This window comes from Bacillus sp. UNC41MFS5 (genome assembly GCF_000686805.1).
In genome coordinates this window covers 606,210-620,466 of the sequence record NZ_KK366018.1, presented here as the reverse complement: position 1 = coordinate 620,466, position 14,257 = coordinate 606,210, and the positions used below count along the sequence as shown (strand labels likewise).

Sequence of the window (14,257 nt, the reverse complement as noted above, 5' to 3'; positions counted from 1 at the left end):
AGCAATTCTAATCATATTTTTTATTACATTTTCGATAAAATATCAAAAAAGTACTATAATAGAAATTAGTTGAGTTTTTTTAAAATGAGGGATAAATATGGTGAAAAAAGGAAAAAAAGTGAGGTATGAGCTTAATCCAATCGGAATTAAGTCTGTGCCAGACAATGAAATTAAAACCATTCTGCGTGGGGCAGATGATTTAATCATGAGTGGCGGCCGGGCTATGCTTGCCAAAATTCTTGCGGGATCAAATGATAAAAAGTTATTAGAACTAGAATTGGACTACAGCCCTGTATACGGGGCATTGAAAGGTAATTCTCAAAAAGAGATTCTTGCAAAAATAGACTGGCTGATTCTTCATCATTATTTAGCCATCGAGTATGCTGGCAGACTTCCAATGCTTGTTTACACAGATAAAGGCTGGGATATTGAACGAGAGACCTATGCAAATGAATTATTGGAAAAGCTTATTGATGCTGCTGAAAATAGAAGATATGAATTTGTTGAAACCTTAAAAGACCGGAACCGCGGCTTGATACTTCTATTATTAGATAAAATTGCAGATTCAGGCAATAAAGAATTAATTACAATCTTGAATGCATGGCAAACGATTGAATTTAAAAAACTTAGGACAAAAATTCAAGAAGTTATTGATATATTGGAAAAAGTAGAAGAAAAACCGAAGAGAGAAGATAATCAAGAAGTGGTCTCCTTTTCTGCAAATAAAAAATGGCTTTCGATTCCTGTAGAATTCCGGAGACAATTAGAAAGAAATGTTTGGTGCAGTTTTTGTTGTGATGTTGTTAAGATTGAAAAATATACAGTCAAAGAATTTTCTGGTGGAATTGTGTTGGAAGGGAAATGTCAAAAGTGTGGTAATGACGTGGCAAGAGTTATTGACTAAGCGAATCTGATAAATAACCTGAATCATTCTATGAGATTGGTTTTCTCGTATTATATGCTATTCACCCCATTCCCATTAAGGATTGGGGATTTTTTTGGTTGTTCTTTACTAAAGATGATTTTCTTTCCGTATATGGAAGGGCCTTTTGAAGAGAATAAGGAAAAATATGTGTTCTATAAATGATGGATAAGATTGTTAAATTAAACTTTCATAGCAAGGAGAACAAAAAATGAATCCGATTCATACGAGTGATGCTTCTACAGAAAAAAAAGAAACGGTCATGAATAAAATATTAGGAACAGTTAGCGGAAGCTTTGCACCTATTTTAGGGGTGCTTGCTGGATCTGGACTAATTTCAGCTTTATTATCGATTTTAACAACAGTTGGATGGTTATCACATGAGAGTGGTGCCTATGCCATTCTTGCTGCAACTGGTCATGCCATTTTTTACTTCTTCCCTGTTTTTCTAGGGATTACACTAGCGACAAAGCTCGGAGCCAATGGTTATGTCGGTGGGGCAATCGGGGCCGCACTTTTAGAACCTCATTATACGGATTTAGTGGCATCAAAAGCCCAAAATGTTGATTTTTTTGGGATTCCAGTGATATTGGCGAATTATTCTTCAACTGTTTTTCCAATCTTAATTGCTGTTTCCATTTATTCTTTATTAAATAAATTTTTGAAAAAAGTGATTTATAAGGACTTACAAATGTTTATCAATCCACTTCTTTCATTAATGGTGATTGTTCCCTTGACCGTCCTTATTTTTGGTCCATTTGGTACCTATGTTGGCGAGGCATTGGCAGTATTTATCCAATTTTTAAGTGCAAGAAGCGGCATCCTAACAGGTGCGGTGATGGGAGCTGCCTGGTCATTTCTGACGATATTAGGACTCCACTGGGCTGTTATTCCCATATTCCTTGCTAATCTTGCAAAGTCTGGCTTAGATCCACTTAGTCCTATGGTAGCTGCAGCTCCTTTTGCTCAAATCGGGATGGGTCTTGGGGTTTTCTTCAAAACGAGAGATAAGAACTTGAAAACGCTCGTTGGATCAGGGCTTGTTCCGGGTGCGTTAGCAGGTACAACAGAAATCATCACTTACGGTGTATTAGTTCGCTACAAACGAACGATGGTAATTGTTGCCATAGCTGGGGCTATTGGCGGAGCGATTAATGGGGCCTTTGGTGTAAAAGGGACTGGATTCGCTCTACCAAGTTTCTTGTCTATTCCGGTGTTTACACCGGTCAGTTTATATTTAATTGGTACGGGAACGGCTTTAGTTTTGGCGTTGGTTCTTACATTTGTATTAGGATATGAAAGTAAAAGCGACGAACTTGCCGCAAAAACAATTAAAGAATTTGGAATTGCAAATGTTCAGCGAGAAACGGTTTTAAGCCCATTAAGCGGGGAAGTTGTGCCATTAAGTAAAATTTCAGATCCTCTATTTTCAACAGAAACGGTAGGAAAAGGTATTGCCATTGAACCATCAAAGGGTGAAGTGGTTTCACCTGTTGATGGAGTTGTGACAACTTTATTTCCAACGGAGCATGCGATTGGAATTACATCAGAAGATGGAGCTGAAATCTTAATTATTGTAGGGGTGAATACGATTAATCTGAAAGGTCAATATTTCACTTCCCATGTAAAACAATGGGATACCGTGAAGCGGGGAGACCTGCTGATTGAATTTGACATTGAAAACATAAAAGCTGCAGGCTATGATGTAAAAACTCCTGTAGTCATCACCAACACCAATCAATATTTAGATGTAGTTCCAGCAAAAGTTGGCAGCGTTCAAGCGACTGATGAATTAATCAGGCTTATTGTATAAACCGGGTTCTGTCACTCAATTGGCAGCCCAAAATAAATATCCATAATGAAAAAAGCTCCCCAATTAAAATGGAGAGCTTACTTCGTTTTCTTTACTAATTTGTCTTGATAATTGTTTATTAGCTTTTCTGAGATCACTAACACAAAGCAATAGTTCAAACATGAGAAGAATGATGACTACCCATACGCCATCGTTTAAGATTGTGTCAATCACAATGGATCCAATAAATAAATGGGTATGAATCAGGGAAGTAAAAGTATAAAACATGGCAAATGTAAAAACTCTACTCCACTGCGTAACATCATAAATAAAGATCGCTTTTTTAAAGCCAAAGTGTTTAAACCGTTAATAAAACCTGTAAATTTCAATAGACTCAACCGTAATGAAAATAAGAAGGGCAGCTCTTCATATCCATCTTATGGTATCGATACTAATGATGCCTGTGACTAAACAGGCTATCCCGGAAATAGATAAAGCCCCATGTAAGATGCAATTCGTATTGTTCCAATCCATTTCAATTGACCAAGAATTTTTAATGTATCTAATTAAAATTAAGAAAACACAAACCAGATAAAAACAAAATCCTATAATTAGTAAGGATAGGATAAAGATTTCCGGAAATTCTTTGAAAACAGTGTTAAGTAAAAGGACGATCGATTGTGTGCTAACAGTAGTAAGCAGAAGAATTCCATGAACATTCCGATATGATTTTGTCCGGAAAATTTCTATAAAAGTTTTTACACTGACCCCAACATAAATAATCCACAGGACGATATTAATAAAAGCAATAATGACCGAAATAAATCCCCATTGGATAAATTGTTTATAAAATAAGATGCCGCTGATGGATGTACCAGCAACCCATGTGCCAATCCCAAAACGATTGATCCGATTGGAATAATGCATGTCTTTAAATTTTCCATCCAAGCTTGTGATGAAAAAAGATAATATGAAAGCAAACCATAGGGATAAGTTAAGAATACTGAGGATTTTTCCGAAAATGTGTTGGAAGAAATGGATTCCAAAATAGTTTAATAGAACACCTTGCGTAACAATCCCAATTGCCATAACCATGGCCATGGTTGAAGTTCTAATATATATTTTTTTACATGAGAAAAATAAAATAATACATACTATAAGGAACATTAATATCAATAAATAAACCACGTTTATCACCATTACTGTAGTAGTATCTAACAAGTATACCATCAATCAAAATGGAGGTCTGCCCATTTGTTCAGATTTTATATTGGTTGAATAGTTAAATGTTATTACTGTAGCAAATCAAAACTGGAACGTACCAGCAAAGGGGTAGCGTCATATAAAAAATCCCAAATTATCATAATAAAATTGAGAATTTGGGATGTATCGTTCTTCTATATTATTTTACTTGTCTGGTAGTGGTAGAAAACTAAGTTATGCTTTTATTGGTTGTTCTCGATATACGTCATCGCGACGACGATCGCCCCAATAAGTAGATCCGTGTTTAAGATATTCATCGTAACTCCATTTTATAGGCTCCCAATCAGGCTCGAAGATTAAGTAACTATTTGTGAAGATTTCAACACGAAGGCCGCTACCTGGATCTTTTACATAAATGTACATCGCTTGTGAAATTCCATGTTTACCAGGTCCAACAAAGCCAACTTCATTTTCACATAATATGTCAGCTGCACGTAAAAGATCTTGAGAGTTATCTAACCAGTACGCGATATGGTGCATTTCATTCGGCCTAATTGAATTTTTCGTCGTCATCATCGCAACATCGTGTACTAAGTTTGTAACACTCATCCAGCTAGCTACTTGCTCATCATCTGGATTAACGAAGTATTCGCGAAGCTTGAAGCCTAATGTTTCTGTTAAATAGCTTACTATTAGTTTATTATCCATTGATGTTTGCAAATTAACATGATCGATGCGTCGTGGTGAAACACCTTTTGCCCAGGATTTATATACTTGATTTTTCAGCACTGATTTACGACCTTCCTCAGCTGCTGGTTTTTCCATATCGTAATAAATTTCAAAGCGGTGCCCACTTGGTAATTCAAATCGAATTGCTTCTCCTTGACCTACTTCTTCACCATCTTTAATCCAGCGTACATCTGTGCCAGCATCTCCTAAAAGAAGTGCAAAGGTTTCAACATCCTCACGGCGTTTTGCTTTCCATCCGATATGGTCGATGTAAGACTTTTCTCCAGCTTTGATTGAAAGGGAATGGTGCTCAAAGTCACCCCATGCACGCAAATAGTGCGTACCATTAACTGCACGTGTTTCTTCTAAACCGATTACTTCTTTAAAGAACCATAGTGATTTTTCTAAGTCCTCTGTTACTAATGCAACGTGACCTAATTTTGCAATTTCTGGAGCATAAATGAATTTTTCCATAATTTTCACCTCAATTTAAAGATTGTGAACCAGAAGGATGTAAAACTGGCAACCTATTATCCTTGGATACCTGTTTTGAAACCAAATAAATGTCTGCCATAACCGTGAATACCATCTTCGTATAAAGATGTAATATGAGTAGCAATCGCAATTAAGTCACGTGCAAACAATTCAACCGGATGACCTTTCAATAAGGCATGTCCGCCAAGTGTTAATAAACTTTTAACACCAATATTGACGCACTTATCGATTATCGTAGCTCGAATTGCTTTGTATCTTGCACCTTCATAAGAGCCACCTTTATCTTGTTCCATCATGACAATGTATTGGTTTAATAAAGCTTTAGCTGATTCCATTTCTATACTTAATTCTGCAAGTACACGTTGGCTTGTAGGAGATTCTTTTTCAACGACACCTGAGAAGCGAATTCGACCTGCTGTATGTTTTTCAAACTCATTTAATACACGTTCAGCGCCACCTACCGCCATTGCAGCAAACCCAACATAGAAGCCAGGGTAGAAGGGTGTGTTGTAATACAAATAATCTTGATCGAAATCCTTTTCTGGCGGTTGACTGCACTCGATAATTTTATTAAAACGAAGAATCGATTCAGGTTTTACAAAAACTTTATCAACAACCAGTGTATTACTACCTGAGCCACGTAATCCAAGAGAATCCCAGTTTTTCACGACTTCTAAATCAGACACCTTTAAGCAAATACCCACTCGTTCAGGCTTATCAGAATCGTCAAATTTCATCATCGCTCCAACGCCAACCCAATCACTATAATTGATACCGCTTACAAAGTTGTATCTACCTGAAACATAGTAGCCGCCTTCGCACTCTTCTACTTGCCCTATAGGTGCAAATACATCGGCTACAAAGCCGCCTTGGTTAACGATTTCGTCACGTAACGGCTTTGGTAAATATGACACCCATGCATTGTGCACTGAAAAGAAGTATGTGAGCCACGCTGCCGATAAATTGTAATAGCCAACTGTGCTGACCATATCAATAAATGTACGCCAATCAAGTTGTGGGTAACCATATTCTTTCGGAAGAATTAAACGATGAATATTTTCATTCCGAATAATATTTGCAATATTTTCAGATATTGTGGCATTTTGATCGGCTTGTAACGCTTCAAGCTCTGCGGCTACACCAATTTTTTTCGCCTTTTCGATCATTTCTTCAAAAAGCAATTTATTTTCAACAAGTAATACCATAAAATCAGCCCTTTCAACATGGATTTAAATGATTATTTAACGGTTACAGCTTCTTCATTCTTAAGTGCTAAAAAGTCAATGACAAGCTGATTAACCAGTTCAGGCTGATCTGTTTGACATTGATGCCCGCAGTTGTCAATGTACTCAAACTTGATGTTTGGTAGTAATTTTTCCAGTTTGTAAGCGATTTCGATTGACGCCACAGCATCATGTTTTCCCCAAATAAATTTGCCAGGAACTTTTAATTTTGGTAGGGAATCTTTAATACAGAATCGATCCCATAATTTTGTGTTCGAATTCATTTTTGCTAAATAATCATCGAATGCTTTGTTTGCTTCTCTTACACCTGGCCGATTTGCAGCATGATGACGTAATTGAATTAATTCTTCTGGCACTATTGTATCTCCAACTGAATTTCGATTCATAAATTTACGAAGCGATTTTTCTGTGAAATCGTAGCCGATAACTTCTAAAAATGATCTTAATTTTCTTTCTGGTATTTCCTGCATTGCTTGATATATCGTGTTACTACCGATATAAACAACTTTTTCCACCTTTTCTGGATGGTCAATCGCATATTTAGCTGCTACATAAGCACCTTGTGAATTACCGACTAAGTACACTTGGTCTAGGCATAATGCTTCTATAAAATCATGTACATGATCCACTAAACTTTGGTGCCCATTAACTGGCCATGCATGAGGGCGTGTATCAGTTAAGCCCATTGATAATTGGTCAGGTGCAAATGCACGATATCCCGCTTCTGCTAAAGCGGGTAACATAAAGCGCCAACCAGCTGCTCCACCAGCACCTGGACCTGCACCATGTAATAAGATGACTGCCGGGCCTTCTGTGCCTGCCCATGAATAATGTGTACGAACTCCATTTGCTAACACCCAGCTATTATGAAAACCATCAAAAATTGTCATATGTTTAACCTCCTTGGTTTGTTTGTATTAGCTTTTCTGAGTTCAGTATAACTGTTTGAATTTTTAAATATCATAGTAGTTTTTATTGAAATAATATTATGAATCTATAAAATTTATTGAAAATTCGTATTCTATTGATTAATATTAGTATCAGAAATCGAAACCGGGGGATTGTTCATGAGTAATATTTCGTTTGATACAGGAGAGGCCAAAAATATCTTAATGTCGGCGAACGCCTTTCTGACACTAAAAAATAATTTGGTTAATAACATCGGGTCGTATAAAACAAAGGGTTTTCTGTTTCGATTCGGAAAAGAATTTGGCATGGAAGCAGCGAAGAACTATCTCCAAAATAAAACTAGGAAAAATAAAACAATTGGTGAAGGGCATGCCAGACTGGGGCACGTAAAAGATGTGGTATTCATGGGGGAAATTGTGAAACATCCAGATGGTACAATTGAATGTATCGACACATGGGGGAAATGGGTTGAGTCGTTCGAAGCGGAGCTACATGATCAAAATTATGGTCTTGCGACAGAATGTGTTTGTCACACATTATGTGGATTTGCCAGTGGCGCGTTATCCTATGAATTTGGGGAATCGATTATTGCTATAGAAACGCAATGTGTTGCGAAGGGGGATCCTTGCTGCGAATTTGAAATTCGTCTTGAAAAAGATTGGTTACCAGACCAGCAGGAGTTAATTAATTTGTATCAAAGTGATAATATTTTGTCGGAATTAGAAATGACGTATGATGCGTTGCTGCATCATAAACATATGCTTGAAAAAATATCGACCTTCCATAGTCAACTCACACAAAACGTGACCGAAAAACAATCGATGGATGAAATACTTCAAACTGCTTACGAACTACTCCATATCCCGATGCTGATAGAAGATATACATGGTCATCAGTTAAGTCAAATTGGACTAACTGAGCAGCAATTAGAAAGCATAAAAAAAGAACAAAAGAATTTAAACTATCTCGAAAAGAAGCATGATGTATCGTACTATGCAGGTCGTTCCCATTTTAAATTAGTAACACCTGTATTAATTAATAAAAAAAATTATGCAACATGCTCATTTTTCTACTTCTCACCTCAGAAAATAGAGGATAATGATTATTTATTTTTAGAAAGAATATCGAATGTGATGGCATTGTGCATTTTATACGAGGAGGCGCAATTTGAGGAACAGCAACGAATGAGAAGTTCCATTTTAGACCGGTTAATTCATAATCAAAACATTAAAGACATTGAATCATATTTCAAGTTTTTGCCGTTTAAATTTGAGCCTCCCTTTTCTACAGCTGTTATCCATATTCAAAAACTAAAGTCGAATAATGAAATCATTGATTTACATGATCAACTTATTCAAATGTCAAGATTGTTTAAAAAATGGGAGCTACCTAGTATTTTTGCTGTCGTTGGGGAAGAAATTGTCTTATTAAACGCACAATTTAAGGATAAACAAGCTTTCATGAAAAAATTCAATAAGATTTTTCAGGAGATAGCAAAGCAAAATGTCAACTATAATTATGTTTTAGGTATGAGTGGAGCCTTTACAGAATTTAAAGATTTCGAAAGATCCATAAAAGAGGCAAGGGTTGCTCAACGATTCCCAAATAAAAAGCTTATGACAGACTATGAAGATTTAGGTATGTTAGGGGATATCGTCACGAATATGAGTTTAGAGCAATTGTATGAAATGGCGAAAAAAACATTAAAAGACTTGTATAATTTCCATGATCCACGAAAAAGAGAATTGCTGCATACACTTTATGTGTATTTATTAAATGGACAGCGCTTAAAAGAAACAATGGAAGAGCTAACATTATCAATCGGTGGAATACAATATCGAATTAAACAAATTGAAGAGATGTTGCAGGTCACAGTTAAAAATGCTTCTACGACCGCCTATATATTATTAGTTATACAGGCACTTATTTTGTCAGGGGAATTACAATTTGATTAAGACAAGTAGTAGCTGATAATTTGACTTAATCAACTTAAATGTCTGATCAATAAAGAGCCGAGTATTCATAATTTATAAACGTTGTCATAAGCAATAAAAAAACTCATCGGAAATGGACATGGCCATCTTCGATGAGTTTTTATTTATATTTATTCAATAACCACAGGTGCTGTAATAGCTTCCACTTTTTTCGTGAAATCAGATTTGCGTTTGAGCGTCATTAGCAAGAAAATCGCACTGATGACATATAACGCAACAACGATCAATACGCCTGAGTTGAAACCAGAGCGAATATCGTCTCCTCCTAACATAATTAAATAACCTGTGATATATGGTCCGATAATTCCTGCCATACTCGAAATGGACAGTGAAATTCCTGAAACACTACCGATTAAGTTCTTCGGAACGATTAATGTTTTAACCGTCGTACCAAGTGGAAGTAGACATGTATTCATAATTAAGCCAATCGCAAGGAAAATAACTGCTAAAATTGGCGATTCAACGATCGTTGTCACACCATAAGCAATAGCACCTATAATCAATACCGTTGTTAACACTTTATCGTATGATTTAATAAGGCTTTTGTTTTTGCGGAATAAAATGTCCGTAAATTTTCCTACGAAGATGGCAAAAATTGTCCCTGCAATCCCCATGCCGGCAAACACGATACTCATTACTTGTGTGTCAAGTCCAACAATTTTTGTTAAATATGTTGGCGCCCATGTAATGACCCACGTATTGGCCCACATCGATACAAATCCTACGACCATTACTGAAAGTACGTAAGGATTCAACATAACTTTAATAATATCTTTGAATTGAGCTTCTTGTGTAGAGGGAAGCACTACAATCGTTTCTTGAATCGGCTCTTTCGGTTGACTTTTCATGAAGAGGAAGGCAACTGCCCAAATTAGACTGACTATACCCAATGTTGCAAATGTATGTTGCCACCCCACTGAGCCAATTAAAAATACTATAATCGGTGCAGCTAAATACGTCCCGACGGTTGTCCCAGACGTCATAATCGCATAAGCAGATCCACGCGTTTCACTTGTAAACCATTTTGCAACATGGGCCACACATAATCCATATGTACCACCTTCGAAGAAACCTAAAGTAACACGAATGATGATTAATCCAGCTAAGCTATCAATGAAATAGGCACTAGATAGAGAAACCGTCCAACCTAAAGCAATCAGTATCAGTAAATGCTTTGTATTGAAGCGATAAGTTAAAGTACCAAGTAGAATACTACCTATCGCATAAGCCGCAAAGAAACTACTACCGACCAAACCGAATTGTTCATAATTCATATTCAGCTCATTCATAATCGGTTCTGCAGCAAAGCCAAGCACTGATTTATCCGTGTAATTCATAATAGACAATAAGAAAAGCATTGCTAATACTGTCCACTTCATCATAACATCCCCCCTAAGATTAGATTAGTTTCTAGACCTCTACCACCCCCCAATCAAATAAGAAATTTATGCTAGCGCTTACAATTAATTCAAATCGAAACGCTCTCTCTTATGTGAACTTGATTTAAGTTTTTAGACATCTTGTCAGTTGTTAAGAAAAATAACAAAATATCAAGTGATTTTTCGGAATATTCCGATGAGACACATTCTATAAGATTGTAAATAGTTTTACAACTATAAATTTTCAAATTGATCATTACCCGGATACATTATAGCTAGAAAATATTCATATTCAAAATGATAGAAAAGAAGACAAACATTGCATGAGTATATATTGATAAATAACACTTGTCATTGATTTTTATTGTTTTTCTCCGGATTTTCAATAAAAGTAGCAATTATAATGTTTTTTTGATTATTTTATGATGGTAACATCCACTAACGATAAGGAGGAATTAGAATGGATGATCGTTTATTTCGAGATGCAATGGGGAAATTTGCTACAGGTATAACGGTGTTATTAACAGAAAATGATGGAGTGCCACATGGTATGACTGCAAATGGCTTCATGTCTGTATCTCTTGACCCGAAGTTAGTCGTCATTTCCATTGGTCATAAAGCGAAATTTTTAGAGAAAGTAAAACAATCGAAAAAATTCTCGGTCAATATTTTAAGTGAAGATCAAGAACATTATTCGCGTCATTTCGCGGGCCAACTGGGTGAGGATGTGCAATTTGCTCAATTAAGAGGCCTACCTGTATTAAAAGATACGATTGCACAAATAGCATGTGAAGTTGTATCAGAACATGTAGAAGGTGATCACACATTATTTATTGGCAAAATAATAGATTTACATTTAGAAGATAAAAACCCACTCCTATTTTTTGGTGGGAAATATCGACAATTAGCAGAATTAGCCATCGTTTAATCAAAGGAGAGGACCTATGAATATTCAGTTAGCAGGCGAGCTATTGCTTGAAGCAGAACGCTCAAAACAAACAATTTTACCATTCACATCGATAACGGAAAACATTTCTGATTCAGTTGCTTACGGTATTCAGCTTTATCAAATTCGAAAAAGAGTTGAAGCAGGGGCAACAGTAAAGGGACTCAAAATCGGTTTAACAAGTAAAGCCATGCAAGAAATGTTAAAAGTGTATAAACCAGATTACGGCTTTATTTTAGATGAAATGATCTATAAGGAACAACAAGGGATTTCGTTGGAATCGTTTATTCAGCCTAAGGTAGAATTTGAAATTGCCTTTGTGCTTGATAAACAATTAAAGGGGCCAAATGTAACTGTACAAGATGTTATCAATTCAACCGCATATGTTGTGCCTGCAGTTGAAATTATTGATAGCCGCATTGAAAACTGGAAAATTCAATATGCAGATACCGTTGCTGATAATGGCTCGTCAGCCGGTGCTATTTTAGGTGAAAAACGTACTCAATTAACTGACATTGAAGATATTACGAATATAGAGATGACCTTGTATAAAAACAGTGAGCTGTTAGATCGAGCTACGAGTGCAGCTGTATTAGGGAACCCATTAAATGCCGTAGTTTGGCTTGCGAATGAAGTAAGCCATTATGGGGTTACAATTGAACCAGGTATGTTTGTATTATCTGGTGCTTTATCGAAAGCAGTTGAGTTTAAAGCTGGCGATGCTTTTGAGGCGGATTTTGGTGTGCTTGGGAAAGTAATCGTTACCTTTACGGAGGAAGTGGTGAAGAAGTAAGAGGATAAAGAAGGGAGGAATCGCAGATGGAAGTGATTTATGTGAATGAAGTTAATTTACGCGATTTACAGGAAGAAGCAAGAGATGTTTCGATGGCTTTAGGGTACTTTGATGGAGTTCATCTTGGACATCAAAAAGTTGTGGAGACTGCAAAGCGGAAAGCAATGAAATATCAGCTTTCATTGGCGGTCCTTTCCTTTTTTCCACATCCGAAAAGTGTCCTAATTCCAGGCTTTGAGGTGAATTATTTAGAGCCAATCGAGCAAAAAATTGAAAAGCTTGAACAATTAGGTGTCGATGTATTTTATGTCGTTGAATTTACAAAGAAATTAGCAAAAGTTGAAGCGGCCGCATTTATGCAGAAGTATGTTATTGGGCTGGGCGCAAAGGAAATCATTTGCGGCTTTGACTATACATATGGTGCAAAAGCCAGTGGTAATGCCGAAACAATTCAACACCATGTGCCATCGCATATTGGTGTAACCATTGTTGATGAGCTAAAGTGGCATGGGCAAAAAATTAGTTCGACACTTATTCGAAAATATTTAAGTGAATGTCGATTGCAAGAAATTCCAAGTTTACTAGGAGACTACTATAAAACAAAGTATTGCTGTAAAAATGGCATTTTACCAAATTATTCACTCCCAAATATAGGGGAGTATAAAATATTAATCGAAAAAGATGATACTATCTCAGAGGCAATCGCAAAAGTGAAGTCGAAAAAGAAAATTCTTCTACAATATGAACCTCCTAGTTTTAATAGTGTCCTGACGATTAAATGGTTGGAAAAAATAGAAAGCGAACAATATTGAGTCATAATAGAAAATACAACAAGAAAAAGAGGTGAAATTACCTCTTTTTTTTTATCTCAAAAACTATGGTTTTGAGATATAGAAAGTTCTATCAAAACATCTCCATAAATCGCTGGGCAACTTTCGATAGAGGGCGCTTTTGGTCCCAAATGAGAGAGGTTTTATTATACAGAGGACAATCCTCAATTTCGACAATTTTAATATCGTTTGACTGGTGAATGGAAAGCGTTGATTTTGGCAGAACAGCCGCTCCCATCCCGGCTGCGACAAAGGATAATATTATAGCAGCGTCATGACATTCGCTGACGATGTTCAATTTGATCCCTTGTTTTAAACAGGTATCATGGAAGGCGCTATATGTCCCATACTTGTTTTCTCGTACGACCATGACGAGTGGAATGTCTTCAAGATCTTTCATAAGAATAGATGTTCTAGATGATTCCCACTCCCATTTACTTGGAACGAATAATACATAAGGCTCTATTTGTAAAGTCCTTGAGCCATAATCTAAATGTAGGTCTGAAACAAAACGAACTACTGCTAGTTCTACTAGCCTCTCTTCTACCAACTTAACGACTTGATAGGGATGGCCGTCCAGTACACGAAACGTAACGAGTGGATATTTACTGCGGAAAGTTTGAATTCTTTCCGGCAAATATGTCACGGCGCATGTCTTCGCAGTACCGATCGAGAGCTGTCCCCGTAATCCATCTCCCGTTTCTTTCACTTCGATTAAAGTGTCATCGATTTGATGAAGGATACTAACCGCACGTTGGTAGAGTAACAATCCAGCCTCCGTTAACTCGACGCTTCTACTGTTCCGGAAAAACAAAGCGGTCCCTACTTGTTCCTCGATTATCTTTAACTGTTGGCTTAAGGGTGGTTGAGCCATATTCAATTTTTTTGCCGCACGTGTAATTTGACCTTCATTTGCTACTGTCACAAAGTAACGTAGTTGGCGTATATCCATTTGGTAACCACCTATCCATATTTTAATCGTATAGCAAATCTACTAAATAGATATTTGAAGTATAGTATA

The 14,257-nt window shown here is 36.6% G+C and carries 13 protein-coding genes; 6 read left to right on the top strand and 7 right to left on the bottom strand.

Features of this window, described 5'->3' with window-relative positions:
* Nucleotides 1–97 precede the first annotated feature (97 nt).
* Nucleotides 98–904, top strand: a complete 807-nt coding sequence (locus BR30_RS34650) for an RQC domain-containing protein (protein WP_197032411.1) — start codon at nucleotides 98–100, stop codon at nucleotides 902–904.
* Between the two features lie 229 nt (nucleotides 905–1,133).
* Nucleotides 1,134–2,735, top strand: a complete 1,602-nt coding sequence (locus tag BR30_RS34645; protein WP_035446155.1) for a glucose PTS transporter subunit IIA — start codon at nucleotides 1,134–1,136, stop codon at nucleotides 2,733–2,735.
* 63 nt (nucleotides 2,736–2,798) lie between these two features.
* On the opposite strand, the gene BR30_RS38220 is transcribed toward BR30_RS34645, so the two are convergent.
* From BR30_RS38220 to BR30_RS0126575, 5 genes are all read right to left on the bottom strand, one after another.
* A complete protein-coding gene (locus BR30_RS38220; RefSeq protein WP_035446154.1) occupies nucleotides 2,799–3,002 on the bottom strand; it encodes a hypothetical protein in 204 nt (67 codons plus the stop codon).
* A gap of 138 nt (nucleotides 3,003–3,140) precedes the next feature.
* Nucleotides 3,141–3,815, bottom strand: coding sequence for a TDT family transporter (locus tag BR30_RS0126590; RefSeq protein WP_026567680.1), 675 nt, complete (start codon nucleotides 3,813–3,815; stop codon nucleotides 3,141–3,143).
* A gap of 336 nt (nucleotides 3,816–4,151) precedes the next feature.
* The gene (locus BR30_RS0126585) at nucleotides 4,152–5,120 is read right to left on the bottom strand and encodes a VOC family protein (RefSeq protein ID WP_026567679.1); all 969 of its coding nucleotides are present in this window, start codon (nucleotides 5,118–5,120) and stop codon (nucleotides 4,152–4,154) included.
* Between the two features lie 56 nt (nucleotides 5,121–5,176).
* Entirely contained in the window at nucleotides 5,177–6,346 is a 1,170-nt protein-coding gene (locus tag BR30_RS0126580) for an acyl-CoA dehydrogenase family protein (protein WP_026567678.1), read from the bottom strand.
* A 32-nt stretch (nucleotides 6,347–6,378) separates the two neighbouring features.
* Nucleotides 6,379–7,275 (bottom strand): alpha/beta fold hydrolase, encoded by an 897-nt coding sequence (locus BR30_RS0126575; RefSeq protein WP_026567677.1) that lies wholly within the window; start codon nucleotides 7,273–7,275, stop codon nucleotides 6,379–6,381.
* 177 nt (nucleotides 7,276–7,452) lie between these two features.
* Here BR30_RS0126575 and BR30_RS0126570 point away from each other — a divergent pair, with 177 nt between their 5' ends.
* Nucleotides 7,453–9,249: a V4R domain-containing protein gene (locus tag BR30_RS0126570; RefSeq protein ID WP_026567676.1), complete on the top strand. Its 1,797-nt coding sequence runs from the start codon at nucleotides 7,453–7,455 to the stop codon at nucleotides 9,247–9,249.
* A gap of 149 nt (nucleotides 9,250–9,398) precedes the next feature.
* Here the strand turns inward: BR30_RS0126570 and BR30_RS0126565 are convergent, their stop codons facing one another.
* Complete coding sequence (locus BR30_RS0126565) at nucleotides 9,399–10,670, bottom strand: MFS transporter (protein ID WP_081825588.1); 1,272 nt, start codon at nucleotides 10,668–10,670, stop codon at nucleotides 9,399–9,401.
* 457 nt (nucleotides 10,671–11,127) lie between these two features.
* Between BR30_RS0126565 and BR30_RS0126560 the strand changes: the two genes are divergently transcribed.
* The 3 genes from BR30_RS0126560 to BR30_RS34635 are packed head-to-tail and all read left to right on the top strand — an operon-like array spanning nucleotide 11,128 to nucleotide 13,218.
* Nucleotides 11,128–11,595, top strand: a complete 468-nt coding sequence (locus BR30_RS0126560) for a flavin reductase family protein (RefSeq protein ID WP_026567674.1) — start codon at nucleotides 11,128–11,130, stop codon at nucleotides 11,593–11,595.
* Between the two features lie 16 nt (nucleotides 11,596–11,611).
* Nucleotides 11,612–12,406 carry a 2-keto-4-pentenoate hydratase gene (locus tag BR30_RS0126555; protein WP_026567673.1) on the top strand — a complete coding sequence of 265 codons (795 nt, stop codon included), beginning with the start codon at nucleotides 11,612–11,614 and terminating at the stop codon, nucleotides 12,404–12,406.
* Nucleotides 12,407–12,432: 26 nt separating this feature from the next.
* Nucleotides 12,433–13,218, top strand: a complete 786-nt coding sequence (locus tag BR30_RS34635; protein WP_051633791.1) for an FAD synthetase family protein — start codon at nucleotides 12,433–12,435, stop codon at nucleotides 13,216–13,218.
* A gap of 91 nt (nucleotides 13,219–13,309) precedes the next feature.
* Here BR30_RS34635 and BR30_RS0126545 read toward each other — a convergent pair whose 3' ends face one another.
* Nucleotides 13,310–14,188, bottom strand: coding sequence for a LysR family transcriptional regulator (locus BR30_RS0126545; protein WP_026567672.1), 879 nt, complete (start codon nucleotides 14,186–14,188; stop codon nucleotides 13,310–13,312).
* Nucleotides 14,189–14,257 lie beyond the last annotated feature (69 nt).